This is a genomic window from Xanthomonas populi (assembly GCF_002940065.1).
In the GTDB taxonomy this organism is placed as follows: Bacteria; Pseudomonadota; Gammaproteobacteria; order Xanthomonadales; family Xanthomonadaceae; genus Xanthomonas; species Xanthomonas populi.
Genome location: NZ_MDEJ01000034.1, coordinates 1 through 15,865, shown reverse-complemented (window position 1 = coordinate 15,865; position 15,865 = coordinate 1). Strand labels below are relative to the sequence as shown.

At 63.4% G+C, this 15,865-nt stretch carries 16 protein-coding genes and 3 pseudogenes; 10 read left to right on the top strand and 9 right to left on the bottom strand.

Features of this window, described 5'->3' with window-relative positions; genetic code table 11:
• A pseudogene (locus tag XpopCFBP1817_RS22785) lies at positions 1-150 on the bottom strand (multi-copper polyphenol oxidoreductase); the annotation flags it as partial.
• Position 151: 1 nt separating this feature from the next.
• On the bottom strand, positions 152-1,147 hold the full coding sequence (gene rluD, locus XpopCFBP1817_RS07660; RefSeq protein ID WP_128416666.1) for a 23S rRNA pseudouridine(1911/1915/1917) synthase RluD: 996 nt from the start codon (positions 1,145-1,147) through the stop codon (positions 152-154).
• A 119-nt stretch (positions 1,148-1,266) separates the two neighbouring features.
• Between rluD and XpopCFBP1817_RS07655 the strand changes: the two genes are divergently transcribed.
• Positions 1,267-2,148, top strand: a complete 882-nt coding sequence (locus tag XpopCFBP1817_RS07655; RefSeq protein WP_128416665.1) for an outer membrane protein assembly factor BamD — start codon at positions 1,267-1,269, stop codon at positions 2,146-2,148.
• A 213-nt stretch (positions 2,149-2,361) separates the two neighbouring features.
• Here the strand turns inward: XpopCFBP1817_RS07655 and XpopCFBP1817_RS07650 are convergent, their stop codons facing one another.
• Positions 2,362-4,002 carry an NAD+ synthase gene (locus XpopCFBP1817_RS07650; RefSeq protein ID WP_128416664.1) on the bottom strand — a complete coding sequence of 547 codons (1,641 nt, stop codon included), beginning with the start codon at positions 4,000-4,002 and terminating at the stop codon, positions 2,362-2,364.
• A gap of 63 nt (positions 4,003-4,065) precedes the next feature.
• Here XpopCFBP1817_RS07650 and XpopCFBP1817_RS07645 point away from each other — a divergent pair, with 63 nt between their 5' ends.
• Positions 4,066-4,338: a hypothetical protein gene (locus tag XpopCFBP1817_RS07645; RefSeq protein WP_128416663.1), complete on the top strand. Its 273-nt coding sequence runs from the start codon at positions 4,066-4,068 to the stop codon at positions 4,336-4,338.
• Positions 4,339-4,575: 237 nt separating this feature from the next.
• Here the strand turns inward: XpopCFBP1817_RS07645 and XpopCFBP1817_RS07640 are convergent, their stop codons facing one another.
• Positions 4,576-4,956: a hypothetical protein gene (locus XpopCFBP1817_RS07640; protein WP_208619573.1), complete on the bottom strand. Its 381-nt coding sequence runs from the start codon at positions 4,954-4,956 to the stop codon at positions 4,576-4,578.
• 109 nt (positions 4,957-5,065) lie between these two features.
• On the opposite strand from XpopCFBP1817_RS07640, the gene XpopCFBP1817_RS22115 reads away from it, so the two are divergent.
• Together XpopCFBP1817_RS22115 and XpopCFBP1817_RS22110 are read left to right on the top strand one after the other, a co-directional pair.
• The gene (locus tag XpopCFBP1817_RS22115; RefSeq protein ID WP_208619572.1) at positions 5,066-5,587 is read left to right on the top strand and encodes a type 2 periplasmic-binding domain-containing protein; all 522 of its coding nucleotides are present in this window, start codon (positions 5,066-5,068) and stop codon (positions 5,585-5,587) included.
• Between the two features lies 1 nt (position 5,588).
• Positions 5,589-5,846 carry a LysR substrate-binding domain-containing protein gene (locus tag XpopCFBP1817_RS22110; protein ID WP_244171107.1) on the top strand — a complete coding sequence of 86 codons (258 nt, stop codon included), beginning with the start codon at positions 5,589-5,591 and terminating at the stop codon, positions 5,844-5,846.
• A gap of 180 nt (positions 5,847-6,026) precedes the next feature.
• Here XpopCFBP1817_RS22110 and sucD read toward each other — a convergent pair whose 3' ends face one another.
• Positions 6,027-6,902 carry a succinate--CoA ligase subunit alpha gene (gene sucD / locus XpopCFBP1817_RS07630; RefSeq protein ID WP_128416662.1) on the bottom strand — a complete coding sequence of 292 codons (876 nt, stop codon included), beginning with the start codon at positions 6,900-6,902 and terminating at the stop codon, positions 6,027-6,029.
• Between the two features lie 173 nt (positions 6,903-7,075).
• Positions 7,076-8,245 (bottom strand): ADP-forming succinate--CoA ligase subunit beta, encoded by a 1,170-nt coding sequence (gene sucC / locus XpopCFBP1817_RS07625; RefSeq protein ID WP_128416661.1) that lies wholly within the window; start codon positions 8,243-8,245, stop codon positions 7,076-7,078.
• Between the two features lie 232 nt (positions 8,246-8,477).
• Here sucC and XpopCFBP1817_RS07620 point away from each other — a divergent pair, with 232 nt between their 5' ends.
• From XpopCFBP1817_RS07620 to XpopCFBP1817_RS07605, 5 genes and pseudogenes are all read left to right on the top strand, one after another.
• Entirely contained in the window at positions 8,478-10,091 is a 1,614-nt protein-coding gene (locus XpopCFBP1817_RS07620) for a sensor histidine kinase (RefSeq protein WP_128416660.1), read from the top strand.
• A gap of 72 nt (positions 10,092-10,163) precedes the next feature.
• Positions 10,164-11,563, top strand: a pseudogene (locus tag XpopCFBP1817_RS07615) (sigma-54-dependent transcriptional regulator).
• Positions 11,564-11,635: 72 nt separating this feature from the next.
• Positions 11,636-11,818 carry a YhfG family protein gene (locus tag XpopCFBP1817_RS07610; RefSeq protein WP_128416659.1) on the top strand — a complete coding sequence of 61 codons (183 nt, stop codon included), beginning with the start codon at positions 11,636-11,638 and terminating at the stop codon, positions 11,816-11,818.
• Positions 11,815-12,009, top strand: a complete 195-nt coding sequence (locus tag XpopCFBP1817_RS22780) for a hypothetical protein (RefSeq protein ID WP_244171106.1) — start codon at positions 11,815-11,817, stop codon at positions 12,007-12,009. The genes XpopCFBP1817_RS07610 and XpopCFBP1817_RS22780 overlap by 4 nt, the downstream gene beginning before the upstream one ends.
• Positions 12,010-12,432, top strand: a complete 423-nt coding sequence (locus tag XpopCFBP1817_RS07605; RefSeq protein ID WP_279627106.1) for a Fic/DOC family protein — start codon at positions 12,010-12,012, stop codon at positions 12,430-12,432. It begins immediately after the preceding gene.
• Positions 12,433-12,440: 8 nt separating this feature from the next.
• On the opposite strand, the gene pilB is transcribed toward XpopCFBP1817_RS07605, so the two are convergent.
• From pilB to XpopCFBP1817_RS07590, 3 genes are all read right to left on the bottom strand, one after another.
• The gene (gene pilB / locus XpopCFBP1817_RS07600; protein ID WP_128416658.1) at positions 12,441-14,177 is read right to left on the bottom strand and encodes a type IV-A pilus assembly ATPase PilB; all 1,737 of its coding nucleotides are present in this window, start codon (positions 14,175-14,177) and stop codon (positions 12,441-12,443) included.
• A 14-nt stretch (positions 14,178-14,191) separates the two neighbouring features.
• The gene (locus XpopCFBP1817_RS23555) at positions 14,192-14,617 is read right to left on the bottom strand and encodes a pilin (RefSeq protein ID WP_425479082.1); all 426 of its coding nucleotides are present in this window, start codon (positions 14,615-14,617) and stop codon (positions 14,192-14,194) included.
• 107 nt (positions 14,618-14,724) lie between these two features.
• Complete coding sequence (locus tag XpopCFBP1817_RS07590) at positions 14,725-15,150, bottom strand: pilin (RefSeq protein ID WP_128416674.1); 426 nt, start codon at positions 15,148-15,150, stop codon at positions 14,725-14,727.
• A 407-nt stretch (positions 15,151-15,557) separates the two neighbouring features.
• Between XpopCFBP1817_RS07590 and XpopCFBP1817_RS07585 the strand changes: the two are divergent.
• Positions 15,558-15,800 (top strand): annotated as a pseudogene (locus tag XpopCFBP1817_RS07585) (type II secretion system F family protein); the annotation flags it as partial.
• Positions 15,801-15,865: the final 65 nt, after the last annotated feature.

Here is a 15,865-nt window from a genome sequence, read left to right as displayed (position 1 = left end):
CCCCCCCCCCGCACGACTGCGATTGCCGAGGTTGAGCGTGTCGAACGGCGCCTGCGATTCGCCCAGGCCGTAGCGCAGCGTGGTCAGCGCGTGGAGACGCGGCGGTGCCGGCCAACGGGCCGGCAGCACGAACGGCGCGACGGCTGCCACGTCAGCGGCGTGCCTGCTCGGCAGCGCGCGCAGTGTCTTCGCGCAGCGCGGTCATCAGCCGCTGCAGATCCACAGGCACCGGCGCGCTGGCGCGCACCGGCTCGCCGCTGACCGGATGCAGAAATTCCAGGGTTTCGGCATGCAGCGCCTGGCGCTTGAAGGTGCGCAATTCATGCACCAGTTCGTCGCTGGCGCCCTTGGGCAGCTTGAGCGCGCCGCCGTACAGCGGGTCGCCGACGATCGGCGATTTCAGATGCGCCATATGCACGCGGATCTGGTGGGTGCGCCCGGTTTCCAGGCGGCATTCCAGCGCGGTGTGCGCGCGGAAGCGCTCGCGCAGGCGGTAATGGGTGACCGCATCGCGGCCGTCGTCGCGCACCGCCATCTTCAGGCGATCGCGCGGATGGCGGTCGATCGGCGCATTGGCGGTGCCGCCGGAGACCAGCGCGCCCACCACCACCGCCAGATATTGGCGATGCACATCGCGCGCGGACAGCTGCTCCACCAGCGCGGTCTGAGCCTGCAAGGTGCGCGCCACCACCATGACCCCGCTGGTGTCCTTGTCCAGGCGATGCACCACGCCGGCACGCGGTACGGCTGAGAGCGCCGGGTCGCGGAACAGCAGCGCGTTGACCAGGGTGCCGTCCGGGTTGCCGGCGCCCGGGTGGACCACCAGACCGGCCGGCTTGTCGATCACCAGCACCTGGTCGTCTTCGTACAGCACGCTCAGCGCAATGTCCTGCGGCTCGGCGTGGGTCTGGGTTTCCAACACCACCTGCACCTGCACGCTCTCGCCGCCGCGCAAGGTGTCGCGCGGACGCGCCATTTCGCCATTCAGCAGCGCATCGCCGGATTTGATCCACTCCGACAGCCGCGAGCGCGAGAATTCGGGGAACAGCTCGGCCAACACTGCGTCGAAACGGCGCCCTGCTGCCTTGTCGGGCACGATGGCCTGGCGGATGGACGGGTCGAGGGGTTCGGCAGATGGGTCGGACATGGACACAGACACTCAGGCAAAAGCGGGAATTTGGGGTCCGGGCGGCGGGAGTCAGTCGCCGGACAGGCCACTAGGCTATCATCACGCTCTCGTTTTCCTGACGCGTCCTGCCCAGACCCATGATCCGACGGTCCTCGTTTTCCGCGCCTGTGCGCCTGATTGCCCTCATGCTGGTGATGGCGTTCGTCGTCACCGGCTGCCACCGCGGCGCAAAGAACAAAAATCCCGACGAAGGCATGCCGGTCGAGCAACTGTACGGCAAGAGCCACGGCCTGATGGAGAAAGGCAACTGGGCCGGCGCCGAAGCCAGTTACAAGCGCCTGATCGCCCAGTACCCGTACGGCCCCTACACCGAGCAGGCGATGATCGAAACTGCCTATGCGCAGTACAAAGCCGGCAAGCACGATGACACCGTCTCCAGCGTCGACCGCTTCATCCGCACCTATCCGACCCATCGCAACATCTCGTACCTGTACTACCTGCGCGGGCTGGCCAACAGCAACCGCGACACGGTGTTCCTGCGCCGCGTGTGGTCGCTGGACCCGAGCCGTCGCGATCTGTCCTCGCCGCAGCAGGCGTACAACGACTTCAACACCGTCACCGACCGCTACCCGAACAGCCGTTACGCTCCGGATGCGCGCAAGCGGATGATCGAACTGCGCGATGTGTTCGCCCAGCATGAGCTGGACAACGCGCTGTACTACCTGCGTCGCAATGCCTGGGTGTCGGCGGCCGGTCGTGCCAACTACCTGCTGGAAACCTACCCGCAGAGCGCGTATCAGTACGACGCAGTCGCCGTGCTGGCCGAGGCTTACACGCACCTGGGCAACAAGACCCTCGCCGCCGACGCACGCCGCGTGCTGGAACTCAACAGCCCGCAGCATCCGTGGTTGACCGGCAACTGGCCGAAGTACCCGTGGGCCATCCGCAAGCTCAACCCGTTTGCTGGCGAGAAATCTGCCGCCAGCGGCGAGCGCAATTCGCAGCTGAGTCGCGACTGAGACATCGGACGCAGCTCAATACCCAAGGGGGCCGCAAGGCCCCTTTTTTATTGCGGCAATGTGCATGCAGCACTACAGCCGCGGCGGCGGCGCACCGAGGGACGCAAACGTTTGCTGTGCCGAGCGACCACGACGCCAGATCCGGCGCGGGATCTGGGGTCCCGCATTCCCTGCACAGCAGCCGACCAGCACGGCTGTCGCCGAGGCGCCTGACTACTGACCGTCGTACCCATTGGTGATCGGATAACGCCGCTCGCGACCGAAGGCGCGCCGCGACACCTTCGGCCCGGGCGCGGCCTGATGGCGCTTCCACTCGTTGAGACGCACCAGCCGCAGCACGTGTTCCACCGTCTCGGCGGCGTAGCCGGCCGCGACGATATCGTCGCGCGACTGCTCCTGATCGACGTAGCGATACAAAATTCCGTCGAGCACGTCGTACGGCGGCAGCGAATCCTGATCGGTCTGGTTGTCGCGCAACTCTGCCGAGGGCGGGCGCGAAATCACGGCCGGCGGAATCACCGGCGCCCCGCCAACGGTATTACGCCACTTGGCCAGGCCGAACACCTCCGTTTTGTACAGGTCCTTGAGCGGGGCGTAGCCGCCACACATGTCGCCGTAGATGGTGGCGTACCCCACCGCGTACTCGCTCTTGTTGCCGGTGGTCAGCAGCAGCCCGCCGAACTTGTTGGACAGCGCCATCAGGATCACGCCGCGGCTGCGCGACTGCAGATTTTCTTCGGTGACATCCGGCTGGGTGCCTTCGAACATTGGGCCGAGTGCGGCGAGCAGGCCTTCGAACGCCGGCTCGATCGCGATGGTTTCCAGCTTGACACCCAGCGCGCGGCATTGCTCGTCGGCCAGATCGTTGGACAGGTCGGCCGTGTAGCGCGACGGCAGCCGCACCGCGGTGACGTTGTCGCTCCCCAACGCATCGACCGCCATTGCCAGCACCAGCGCCGAATCGATACCGCCAGACAAGCCCAGCCACAGCTTGCCGAAGCCGTTCTTGCGGCAGTAGTCCTGCAGACCGCGCACCACCGCGCGCCAGGCCAACGCGTCCATGCTCTTGTCACCATCGTCCACCCACACCACCGGGGTGAAGCTGCGCTCACCGGCGGCGTAGTCCACCACCAGCCACTGATCGACAAACGCGGCAGCGGCCGGATGCACGGTGCCGTCGCCATCGGCAACGACAGATGCGCCATCGAACACCAGCGCGTCCTGCCCGCCGACCACATTGAGATAGGCAATCGCCGCCCCGCTCTCGCGGGTGCGCTCGGCCAACAAGGCATCGCGCTGCACATGCTTGCCGCGCTCATACGGCGAGGCGTTGGGCACCAGCACCAGCTCGGCGCCGGCCTGCACGGTCCGGGCCAGCGGCTCGGCGAACCACAGGTCCTCGCAGATCACCACGCCCACCTGCACGCCCTTGACCGTGACCACGCAGTTGCCGCCGTCCGGGTCCACATCGAAATAGCGGCGCTCGTCGAACACCGCGTAATTGGGCAACTCGCGCTTGCGATACGTGGCGGCGATGTGCCCGTCGCGCAACACACTGGCCGCGTTATAGACCACGCTACCGGCACTCTGCGGCCAACCGACCACCGCGACGATCCCGCGCGTACTGGCGGCGATGCGCGTCAGTGCCTGTTCGCAGTGGGCGAGAAATCCTGGACGCAGCAGCAGATCTTCCGGCGGATAGCCGCTGATCGCCAGTTCGGGAAACAGCACGATGTCCGCCCCGAGTTCGTCGCGCGCCGCCGCGATGAACTCGATGATGCGATCGGTATTGCGCGCCACCGCGCCGACCGGGAAGTCGAATTGGGCCATGGCGATGCGAAGCGTCTGGGACATTGGAAGGCCTATGCGAATGCGGCTGGAGAGGCGTGGCTGCACCGCATCCCGCAAGACACCGAGATGCAGACCGGCGTTGCCGCCAAGCCTGCATTATTCCAGAAGCCCGCGGACGTGCCGCAGCCCGCCGCCGCGCCAGTGCATCTCAGCAAGCCCCAGGCACATCGCGACGCGCGTGCGCGTGACAAGCCGCACAGCGCGACCTGCATTGCATCCACCGGCAATCACACACCTGACGGTGCGCACCGTCAGGTGGATGTGCAGCCGCTTTTCGGAATACGCAGCGCGACGCAGGCATTGCGGATGCTGCGCGCCGAGCACGCCGAGCCGAAATAGCCGTGCACCTCGGTCTGATAACCCTCCCCCCACCCGCTTGCCAGACGCTCGAACACATTGGCGAAGATCGCATCGGCACCAACATAGCGACATTGCCTTTGATTGCAGCAATGGTGGCCGAGGCCGGGAGAGGGGTCGGGGTGAGGGTCCGGCAGAAGACAGCTAACTCGCTAGAGAGGTACGTGGGTGCGCCGGAGACAACCACCTCACTGGCGACAGGTCGAGCGACCAGACTCCTCAAGACACCCGATGTCCATCCAACTGCCGCAGCACCACATCAGGATTTCCATGACCAGCGCCAACATCCAGCAACCAGCGCGCACATAACGCGCCTGCTGGATTGCCAAGCACCGGCAACGCGCGCGCCGGATCGATGCGCGCCACCGCAGTCAGCGCCAACGTCGCCAGGCCGCTATCGAAGCGCTGCTGACGATCGCCGCACACGCGCTGCCGATAGTGCTCGCTGAAAACTTGACCGGTGAGCTGCGCAACGCGCCGATCGTTGAACCAGGCCTCGCCGGCGACGGTGTCGTCCACTGCCCTGGCGCCAGCGCCCAGAAACAGGCCCGCAGGCAGCAGTTCGGAAGTGACATCGGCCCGCGCCTGCAACGCCGACACCACGGCCCTCGCGCCGTAGCAAGCCGCACAGCGGGTCCTAGAGGTAGTGAACAGGGGTGGACATGGCAGCGGCATCCAGTGGCGAGGGATGCCTCCTAGGCAGGCACCGTTGACGCTTATGCCGGACCTGGTGACTGGTGCGCACGACCCGCAAGGTGCGCAACACCGAACTCGGGCAGGCGTTCTATCAGCACTGCGCGGCCATCTGCGCGATACCGACGACGCCTTCGACGCACTGACAGACACCGCCGCCGAGCCTTCCGGCCAGCTGCGGCTCACCGCAGCGTTGGACGACAGCGTGCGCGTGGTGGTGCCGACGACCGCGGCCTTCACCTGGCACTATCCGGCCTGCAAGGTCGATGCGATTTTCAGCGCCCAGACCCTGGACCTGATGACGTCCAACATCAAGCTTGCGCTCCGGGTCGGCTGGCTGGCCGAAAGCAGCCTGCAGCCACGCAAGATCGGTGCGTTTCGACAGTTACTGCTTGCGCCCTCAACGATGACCGCGCATCTGACGAGAGTCACGGCGCCACAGGACAGCGCCGCGCTTTCCCTTCATCGCCAATACCGCCTTGCGCGATCATCAGCGCTGGCAATTCGCGCACGCCACGCAGGCACCGCAGAGTGTTGACGTGCAGCCCGGCATCTTTCTGGATACCACCCTCGCCGTGCGCGAAGCGGTATGCCAGGGCGCAGAAATCTCCGTGCTTCCCGATTATGTGGTCGCCAACGATCTGGCCGCCGGTGGTTTATTGCAGGTGTTGCCGCAATGGCAATTGCCGTCTGGCGGTATCCACGCGGTATTCCCGGCAACGCGCTTTCGGCCGGCAAAAGTGCGTGCGTTTGTGGAGCTCTTGCTTGAGCAGACTGCGCAGCAGCACGGCTTGTAAATCGAACGCTGCGCGCCGATCGAATTCGCCAGTAAGCCGCGGCAGGCGACGACGCGCAACAAGACGCTGGCACAACGCGGCAACTGGCCGACGGAGATCGCTACAACGGAGATCGCCCATAAAAAAAGGCCGCCCGAAGGCGGCCTCTCTCACACTCACACGCTTGCGCGCGATGCGTGCTTACTTCACCAGCGCAGCGATCGCCGCACCCAGATCGCCCGGCGAACGGACGGTCTTGACGCCAGCGGCTTCCATCGCGGCGAACTTGCCTTCGGCGGTGCCCTTGCCGCCCGATGCGATCGCACCGGCGTGGCCCATGCGCTTGCCGGCCGGCGCCGACGCACCGGCGATGAAGCCGACCACCGGCTTCTTCACGAACTGCTTGATGTACTCGGCACCGGCTTCCTCGGCGTCGCCACCGATTTCGCCCACCATGATGATGCCTTCGGTCTGCGGGTCTTCGTTGAACAGCTTGAGGCAGTCGACGAAGTTCAGGCCGTTGATCGGGTCGCCACCGATCCCGATGCAGGTGCTCTGGCCCAGGCCCACTTCGGTGGTCTGCTTGACCGCTTCATAGGTCAAGGTGCCCGAACGCGACACGATGCCGATCTTGCCCGGCTTGTGGATGTGGCCCGGCATGATGCCGATCTTGCATTCGCCCGGGGTGATCACGCCGGGGCAGTTCGGCCCGATCAGCACGGTGTCCGGGTGGGCACGGGTCAGCACGTTCTTGACGCGCAGCATGTCCAGCACCGGGATGCCTTCGGTGATGCACACGATGACCTTGATGCCGGCCGCAGCCGCTTCCAGGATCGCATCGGCCGCATACGGCGGCGGCACGTAGATCACCGACGCATCGGCGCCGGTGCTCTGCACGGCGTCGGCCACGGTGTTGAACACCGGCAGGTCGATATGCGTGGTGCCGCCCTTGCCCGGCGTCACGCCGCCAACGACCTGGGTGCCGTACTCGATCATCTGAGTGGCGTGGAAGGTGCCCTGCTGGCCGGTAAAGCCCTGCACGATCACCTTGGTGTTCTTTTTAATCAAAACGGACATTTCGTTGAGTCCTTCGTAAAGTATTGGACCGGCTTCGGACACATCGGCATCGGCCGATGTCCCTGCTGCATGCCTCCAGAACCCCCGTCCCTCCGCTGCGCGGAAGTGCCTGCCCCCCTTAGACGCAAGGGGGCGACAGCGGCGGCCTGCCGGCGATCCGAAGCCGTGGGGAATCAGGCGGCGTTCTTGACGGCTTCAACGACCCTCTTGGCGCCGTCGTTGATGTTGTCGGCCGGGATGATGGCCATGCCGCTGTCGCGCAGCAGCTGCTTGCCTTCTTCCACATTGGTGCCTTCCAGGCGCACCACGACCGGAACCTTGACGCCCACTTCCTTGACCGCCGCGATGATGCCCTCGGCAATCATGTCGCAGCGGACGATGCCGCCGAAGATGTTGACGAAGATGCCTTCCACCTTGTCCGAAGACAGGATCAGCTTGAACGCTTCGATCACGCGCTGCTTGTTGGCACCGCCGCCCACGTCCAGGAAGTTCGCCGGCTCGCCGCCGTTGAGCTTGATCACGTCCATGGTGGCCATGGCCAGGCCTGCACCGTTGACCATGCAACCGATGTTGCCGTCCATGGTGACGTAGTTGATGTCCAGCTCGGACGCGGTCACTTCGGTCTCGTCTTCCTGCGTCTTGTCGCGCATGGCGACCAGCTGCTTCTGACGGAACGCGGCGTTGTCGTCGCTGTCGAACTTGCCGTCCAGCGCATACAGGTTGCCGTCGTCCAGGATCGCCAGCGGGTTGATTTCAACCAGCGCCAGATCCTTTTCGTTGAACAGCTTGTACAGGTTCACCATGATGCTGGCGAACTGGCCGGCCTGCTTGGCGGTCAGGCCCAGCTTGAAGCCGAAATCGCGGCCGTGGTACCCCTGCACGCCTTCGACGAAATCGACGTTGAGCGCGTGGATCAGCTCCGGCGTTTCGGCGGCGACCTGCTCGATCTCCACACCACCCTCGCTGGATGCGATGTAGGTGATGGTCTTGGTACCACGGTCGACCAGCACCGACAGGTACAGCTCCTTGACGATCTCACCGGCAGTGGTCACCAGCACCAGGTTGATCGGCAGCTCGACGCCGGCGGTCTGATAGGTGGCCATCTTGGTGCCGAGCATCTTGGCTGCTGCGGCCTTCACGTCGTCGGTGGTCTTGCAGAACTTGACTCCGCCAGCCTTGCCGCGGCCGCCCGCGTGGATCTGCGCTTTCACCATCCATGGGCCGTTGCCCAGGGAATTGGCCGCGTCGACCGCTTCATCCGGGGTCGCCGCGACCTTGCCGGCCGGGACGGGAATGCCGTACTCGGCAAGCAGCTGTTTTGACTGGTATTCGTGGGAATTCATGCGTCACCGTGGGAAAAGGAAACGACCGCTGCGTGCACCGCAGACCGCCAAAGCGGCACGTCATGAAACGCGAACGGGCCGCCCATTGTGGCTGACCACGCCGTGCGGCGCAAAATTCGGCGATGGTGCCCGCCCGATTGCAGCGCTTGCACGCAGCCGGGCACTGTGCGCACGTGCTGCGCAAACCGCGCACCTGCCTATACTCGCGGCTCGTTCCAGCGGGGGAATCGGTTTGCCATCCAGCGCATCGCTCATCGACCGGTTCAAGTCCGCGCCGCAGCGCGAGCTGTATTTTTTCTCGCTGTACCGGGTGCTGGTGGCCGGGCTGATTGCCGCACTGGTGTTCAGCCCGTTGTCCGATGCCATCCCCGAGCCGCGCTACCCGCGCCTGGCCGCCGGTGTGGCGATCGGCTATCTGTCGGTGGCGATCCCGCTGCTGTTCTGGGGCCGCAACGAGCGCCGCATGACCGCCACCGTGTTCTGTTCGGTGCTGGCCGACATCCTCGCCGCCACCCTGGCCACGCACGCCCTGCCCGGCGCCAGCGCCGGCATCGCGATGATGCTGCTGTTCAACGTCGCCGCCGCCTCGATCCTGCTGCGCCTGCGCTACGGCATGAGCATCGCGGTGCTCGCCAGCGGCGCCATCGTGCTGGAATACCTGTGGACCCTGCTCGAAGGCGGCGGCGCCGCCCGCCCGGTGGCCGAACTGGCGATGTTTGCCACCAGTTACGTCGCGGTGGCCTTCATCTGCGAACAGATCGGCGCGCGCGCGCGCCGCAACCAGGTACTGGCGGAAGAACGCGGCGCGCAGGTCGCCAATCTCTACGAAATCAACGAGCTGATCATTCGCCGCATGCGCACCGGCGTGCTGGTGGTCGAGACGCACAACCACATCACCCTGGCCAACGAAGCGGCGCTGGCGCTGCTGGGCGATGGCGACCAGTGCAACGCCCCGGCCGACCTGTCGCTGGCCGCGCTCACCCCGGAACTGGCGCGCCGCCTGCAACGCTGGCGCAGTGGCTGGCGCGAGGAAGAAGCCCCGCTGCAACTGGGCGCGGACCGCCCGGAAGTGCAGCCGCATTTCGTGCGCCTGCTCGCCGACAGCGACCTGGTGCTGGTGTTTCTGGACGACGCCAGCGTGGTCTCGCGCCGCGCCGAATCGCTGACCCTGTCGGCGATGGGGCGCTTTTCGGCCAGCCTGGCGCACGAGATCCGCAACCCGCTCGCCGCGATCAGCTACGCCTCGCAACTGCTGGAAGAATCCCCGGACATCGGCGATACGGACCGCCGCCTGCTGCAGATCATTCACCAGCAATGCCAACGCACCAACGGCATCGTCGAAAGCGTACTCGCGCTGGCCCGGCGCGAACGCGCCAACCCGGATAACCTTGACTTGGCCGCATTCGTGCGCCGCTTCGTGGTCGAGTACCGGCAGACCCTGTCGATGGAAACCGACATTCTGGAAGCCAGCATCCAGGGCGCGGCGGTGCATGCGCTGGTGGACCCCAAGCATCTGCACCAGATCCTGACCGCGCTGGTGCACAACGCGCTCAAGTACGGCCGGGTCATGGACGAACCGGCGCGCGTCAAGCTGCGCGTCGAACGCCAGGAACGCATGGCGGTCATCGATGTCATCGACCGCGGCCCCGGCATTCCGGAAACGGTGGCTGCGCAACTGTTCCGCCCGTTCTACACCACCTCCGAACACGGCACCGGGCTGGGCCTGTATATCGCCCAGGAACTGTGCCGCGCCAACCAGGCGCAACTGGACTACGTCTCTGTACCGGGCGGCGGCGCGTGTTTCCGGATCCTGTTGCAGGGGCCCAATGGCCTGCTTGGGAAATGATGACGTGAACCGTTCGACCCGACGCCGGCCGACAATTGGCGACGGTCATTGCGCTGGGCTATCGTTCACGCCATGACTGAAACCAAAAGTGCCCTGGTCGTCGATGACGAGCGCGATATCCGTGAGCTGCTTGTGCTCACCCTGGGCAGGATGGGCCTGCGCACTAGCACCGCCGCCAACCTGGCCGAAGCGCGCGAACTGCTGGCCAACACTCCCTACGACCTGTGCCTGACCGACATGCGTTTACCCGACGGCAACGGCATCGAACTGGTCACCGAAATCGCCAAGCACTACCCGCAGACACCGGTGGCGATGATCACCGCCTTCGGCAGCATGGATCTGGCGGTGGAAGCCTTGAAGGCCGGTGCGTTCGACTTCGTCAGCAAGCCGGTGGACATCAGCGTGCTGCGCGGCCTGGTCAAGCACGCGCTGGAATTGAACAACCGCGACCGCCCCGCCCCGCCCCGCCACCACCGCCGCCGGAACAGGCCAGCCGCCTGCTCGGCGACTCCAGCGCGATGGAAAGCCTGCGTGCCACCATCGGCAAGGTCGCGCGCAGCCAGGCGCCGGTCTATATCGTCGGCGAATCGGGCGTGGGCAAGGAGCTGGTCGCACGCACCATTCACGAACAAGGCGCGCGTGCCGCCGGCCCGTTCGTGCCGGTGAACTGCGGCGCCATTCCGGCCGAATTGATGGAAAGCGAATTCTTCGGCCACAAAAAAGGCAGCTTCACCGGCGCGCATGCCGACAAGCCCGGCCTGTTCCAGGCCGCGCATGGCGGCACGCTGTTTCTGGACGAAGTAGCCGAATTGCCACTGCAAATGCAGGTCAAACTGCTGCGCGCCATCCAGGAAAAGTCGGTGCGCCCGGTCGGCGCCTCCACCGAGTCGCTGGTGGATGTGCGCATCCTCTCGGCCACCCACAAGGACCTGGGCGAGCTGGTCTCCGACGGCCGTTTTCGCCACGACCTGTACTACCGCATCAACGTGATCGAACTGCGCGTGCCGCCCCTGCGCGAACGCAGCGGCGACCTGCCGCAACTGGCCGCCGCCATCATCGCGCGCCTGGCGCATAGCCATGGCCGTCCGATTCCACTACTGACACCATCCGCGCTCGACGCGCTGGACACATACGGCTTCCCCGGCAACGTGCGCGAACTGGAAAACATCCTCGAACGCGCCCTGGCCCTGGCCGAAGACGACCAAATCAGCGCCAGCGACCTGCCCCTGCCCGCCCACGGCGGCCACCGCCTCGCCGCCAGCCCCGGCAGCGCCGCCATCGAACCGCGCGAAGCCGTCCTCGACATCGACCCAGCTTCCTCCGCCTTGCCCTCCTACATCGAGCAACTCGAGCGCGCCGCGATCCAGAAAGCGCTGGAAGAAAACCGTTGGAACAAGACCAGAACCGCCGCGCAGCTAGGCATCACGTTTCGTGCGCTGCGTTACAAGCTCAAGAAGTTGGGGATGGAGTGAGGGCAGCAGCAGCAAGCCTTACCACCGCCCATCCGGGTATAATTGCGATAGCCGCATGTCCGAGAAGTCGTCATGAAAAAGCCCAGGCTTGAGACCGTTGTCGAACATTATCGCGTCACCCGCAAGGACAACTTTGCCGCCAGCCAACGTCTGGAAGGCATCAAGACCCCTGATACAGCCGCAAACAATCAAAGCCCGCTCCCCAGCAAAGATGCATTGCGCAAGAAATACATGGCCCTTTCCCGCCCGGGATGAAAGACAAGTATGCGGTCATTGCTGACCCTGCCTGCTATCCCGGCACAAGTGTTCTCCGGAACAAACTGAACATCGTCGACCCGGCTATGTTGGAGGCAGCCGAAGCCGCCTTCGCAGCAAGCGCAGTGCAATCCATCGACATAGGCGCGCCGCCATTCGATCTTGCTTATCTTTGCAGACTGCATCGGTAACTGTTCGACGAGGTCTACGATTGGGCGGGCATGCTCAGAACCGTGGATATCACCAAGGGCGCCACCCGATTTTGGATCAGCAGCCGCATTGAAGCCGAAGCGAATCGCTTGCTGAGCCAGCTGGACGCCACCGATCCGACCACGCTGCCTCGCTCCGCACAGATGCAGTTGGTGGCAGAACTCTATGGCGAACTGAACATGATTCACCCCTTCCGTGAGGGCAACGGTCGGGCTCAACGCCTGTTCTTCGAGCAGTGGTTGCTGCTCAATGGACTGGCGGTCTCGTGGAAGCATGTCAGTGCAGCCAAATGGGTGGCAGCCTGCATCGCTGCCGCGTCATGCGATTATGCCCCGCTGGAAGACGTGTTCGATCGCTGCATCACGCAGATCGAAGAACCGTCAGTCGATCAGGATCACGACTGACGCGCCACTCAATCCTTGGTCACCCGATTGATCTCCGCCAAGCTCGTCACCCCATGCGCCGCCTTCACCAGCGCCGACTGCCGCAAATCGCGGATGCCGATCCTCTGCGCCGCCTCGGCGATCTGCATCGCGTTACCGCCTTCCAGCACGATCGCACCGATCTCGTCGGTCATCGGCATCACCTGATAGATACCGGTACGGCCCTTGTAGCCTTCGGTGCATTCGTCGCAACCAACCGCCTCGTACAGTTCGATTCCGGCAGCGATCTGCTCAGCGGTGAACCCTTCGGCCAACAGCGCGTGCTCCGGCAGCGGTGCCTTGCGCTTGCAGTTGTTGCACAAACGCCGCGCCAGACGCTGCGCGATGACCAAGGTCACCGACGAGGTGATGTTGTACGGCGCAATGCCCATGTTAATCAGACGCGCGATGGTCTGCGGCGCATCGTTGGTGTGCAGCGTCGACAACACCATGTGACCGGTCTGCGCCGCCTTGATCGCGATCTCGGCCGTCTCCAGGTCGCGGATTTCGCCGACCATGATGATGTCCGGATCCTGGCGCAGGAACGAGCGCAACGCAGCTGCGAAGGTCATGCCGCGCTTCACGTTCTGCTGCACCTGATTCACACCAGGCAAGCGGATTTCGACCGGATCCTCGGCCGTGGAGATATTGCGCGTCTCATCGTTGAGGATGCCCAGCGCCGTATACAACGACACCGTCTTACCCGAACCGGTCGGCCCGGTCACCAGCACCATGCCGTAGGGCTTGTGGATCGCATCCAGGAACAGCTTTTGCTGATCCGCCTCGTAGCCAAGCTTCTCGATCCCCAGCTTGGCCGCACTGGCGTCCAGGATACGCAGCACCACCTTCTCGCCGAACAGGGTCGGCAAGGTGCTGACACGGAAGTCGATCTGCTTGGTCTTGGACAGGTTGAGCTTGATGCGCCCATCCTGCGGCACCCGCTTCTCAGCGATGTCCAGCTGCGACATCACCTTCAGGCGCGCCGCGATGCGCTGGCTCAGCTTCACCGGCGCCTTGGCCACATTCTTCAGTAGCCCGTCGATCCGCAACCGCACCCGGTAGTCGTCTTCGTACGGCTCGAAATGGATGTCGGAGGCTCCCCGCCGGATCGCATCCACCAGCACCTTGTTGACGAACTTCACCACCGGCGTGTCGTCGCCCTTGGCATCGACCCCGGAATCCCCACCGGCGCCCATGTCCTCGTCCCCGGAGGAGACGTCCAGATCCCCCATGTCGTCATCGTCGTCACCGAGCGACGAGCCGAGCGCCGCATTGCTCGCCTGCCACTGCTCCAAGGTGCGACGGATCTGGTCCTCATCGACCAGAATCGGCTCCACCACCAGATTGGTGTGGAACTTGATATCGTCCAGCGCCCTGGTCTGGGTCGGGTTGCTCACCCCCACGAACAACCGGTTGCCGCGCTTGAACAGCGGCAGCACCTGGTACTTCTGGAGCAACTCTTCACTGACCAGCTTGATTGCGTTCTGGCTTGCGTCGAAGACCGAAACATCCATCAGCGGCATGCCGAATTCGAGTGCGTTAGCAGCAGCAAGTTGAGATGCAGTGACAAGTTTCTTCTCAGCGAACCATTGTGGTAGAGGAATTTTGGCCAGAGCAGCCTGATCCATTGCCACACGCGCCACGGCTTCATCCACTGCTCCGTCCTGGACTAACCTACGGGCAATTCCAGTGATACCCACCAAGTTCACATTGGCAACAACATTCATTACGCATCCTCTGACTAAACTTGTGCACTCAGTCGACAGCAAGTAATTAGCGGCATGGCGCGGGCAGCCTCACAGCTGGAACGGAGCCAGTACACCTCCATTCTATGACTGATGAAATAGGGCGACCAGCTACAAGAGAAGTCCCTGAAACACTCGGAGTGAGCAAGAGCCGCCCCCCCTCCAGCCGCTTCTCCAAACTCCACTGTAACGATCCCGTTGAGACTATTGACTTGGATTGCACGCACATTGCGGGTTGCAGTATGCAAGCCGACATAGCCTAAACCCAGATCAGCGCCAGAAGTAGCCGCATTTTCAGTGACGACATTCTTCGCCTCTGTAGCTAGGACCAAGCCTTCCGACTTGCGCGATCGCACTGCATAGTCCTGATAAGCAGGAAAGGCAAGCACCGCAAGTATGGCGACGATGGCTACCGAGATCATCAGTTCAATCAGTGAGAATCCCCGCATACGGCTCATTATGGCCACCGTGTTAAGCTCTAAAAAAAAGCCCGGCCATAGCCGGGCTCCTTCATTATCGTAAGAGCGTATTAACCACGGCACTCAGCAGGCAGACGCGACTTGTTGGTGTTTGTACCAGTACAGGTCCAGCTGATCGGACCCACCGGCGGAACACCAGCAACCAAAGCCGGGGTCGGAGCCAGCGAGATCGTACCGCCGCCTGCAGCCGGGGTTAGCGTCACAGTGATAACGCCCACATCGCTAACCGCAACACCGTTAACTGCAACGTTCGGAGTTGCCGGCGCAGCGGGAACAAAGCCCTGTGCCAACGGAGAAGCATTCGAGGCATTCTCGGTCACAAGCACTTTCGCAGCCGACGCACGCGCAAGCGCTTCAGTCGTGCGAGCACGTACCGTGTAGTCCTGGTAAGCAGGCAGAGCAATAGCTGCCAGGATCGCGATGATAGCGACCACGATCATCAGTTCGATCAGCGTAAAACCTTGTTGCTTCTTCATTTTTGTATCCCCTAGAGCAGTTGTGAAGTTTCGATTTCCCTGTTCGCCGTGAGCGACAGGTGTTGCTGCGAGTGAGAAAGAAGCAGATTTCGTTCCAACTATCGCAACCACTTCCTTAATCACGGTGATCAACAGGATGGCAGAGCGTAATCCGATGAAAAGCACGGATTTGTACGAATGCGACGTGCATTTCGATGTGACGCACCGGGTCACTTTCCGCCCACTTCGTTAAATTCATCACGTCACATAAGCGCAAGTCTCAACTGCCTGTGATACGGAAAAACTTTCTGACGTTGTCATCTCGTAGGAAGTACCACTTGGACGCGAAAGGAGGTGCTATAGCGCCGTCGAATGGTTAACATTGAGCCAAGGTGCCGGCCTGGGGATGGCTGGACGGGGAGCAAAACATGTCGGCAGTCCGTAACGATCTCAAGAAGCAGCCCATAGATCGCAGCATCAGTCAGTTGCAAGCCTTCGTGTGGGAGGGCACTGACAAGCGTGGCGTCAAGATGAAAGGCGAGCAGAACGCCAAAAATATCAACATGTTACGGGCGGAGCTCAGGCGCCAGGGCATTACGCCTAGCATTGTAAAGCCGAAGCCAAAGCCACTTTTTGGCGCCGCTGGTAAAAAAATCACTACTAGGAGCCTCTAAAAACCCCAGCAATCTGCCATCATTGACTTGACGCCCTGCCAGCGGAGAACGACAGACATGAT

What these genes read in the sequence shown, in the direction of transcription:
- XpopCFBP1817_RS23555 (WP_425479082.1), bottom strand. Translation starts at nt 14,617, where the DNA reads ATGATCTCGGTAGCCATCGTCGCCATACTTGCGGTGCTTGCCTTTCCT.
- rluD (WP_128416666.1), bottom strand. Translation starts at nt 1,147, where the DNA reads ATGTCCGACCCATCTGCCGAACCCCTCGACCCGTCCATCCGCCAGGCC.
- sucD (WP_128416662.1), bottom strand. Translation starts at nt 6,902, where the DNA reads ATGTCCGTTTTGATTAAAAAGAACACCAAGGTGATCGTGCAGGGCTTT.
- XpopCFBP1817_RS07650 (WP_128416664.1), bottom strand. Translation starts at nt 4,002, where the DNA reads ATGTCCCAGACGCTTCGCATCGCCATGGCCCAATTCGACTTCCCGGTC.
- XpopCFBP1817_RS22780 (WP_244171106.1), top strand. Translation starts at nt 11,815, where the DNA reads ATGAAAGACAAGTATGCGGTCATTGCTGACCCTGCCTGCTATCCCGGC.
- sucC (WP_128416661.1), bottom strand. Translation starts at nt 8,245, where the DNA reads ATGAATTCCCACGAATACCAGTCAAAACAGCTGCTTGCCGAGTACGGC.
- XpopCFBP1817_RS07610 (WP_128416659.1), top strand. Translation starts at nt 11,636, where the DNA reads ATGAAAAAGCCCAGGCTTGAGACCGTTGTCGAACATTATCGCGTCACC.
- pilB (WP_128416658.1), bottom strand. Translation starts at nt 14,177, where the DNA reads ATGAATGTTGTTGCCAATGTGAACTTGGTGGGTATCACTGGAATTGCC.
- XpopCFBP1817_RS07655 (WP_128416665.1), top strand. Translation starts at nt 1,267, where the DNA reads ATGATCCGACGGTCCTCGTTTTCCGCGCCTGTGCGCCTGATTGCCCTC.
- XpopCFBP1817_RS07590 (WP_128416674.1), bottom strand. Translation starts at nt 15,150, where the DNA reads ATGAAGAAGCAACAAGGTTTTACGCTGATCGAACTGATGATCGTGGTC.
- XpopCFBP1817_RS07645 (WP_128416663.1), top strand. Translation starts at nt 4,066, where the DNA reads ATGCAGACCGGCGTTGCCGCCAAGCCTGCATTATTCCAGAAGCCCGCG.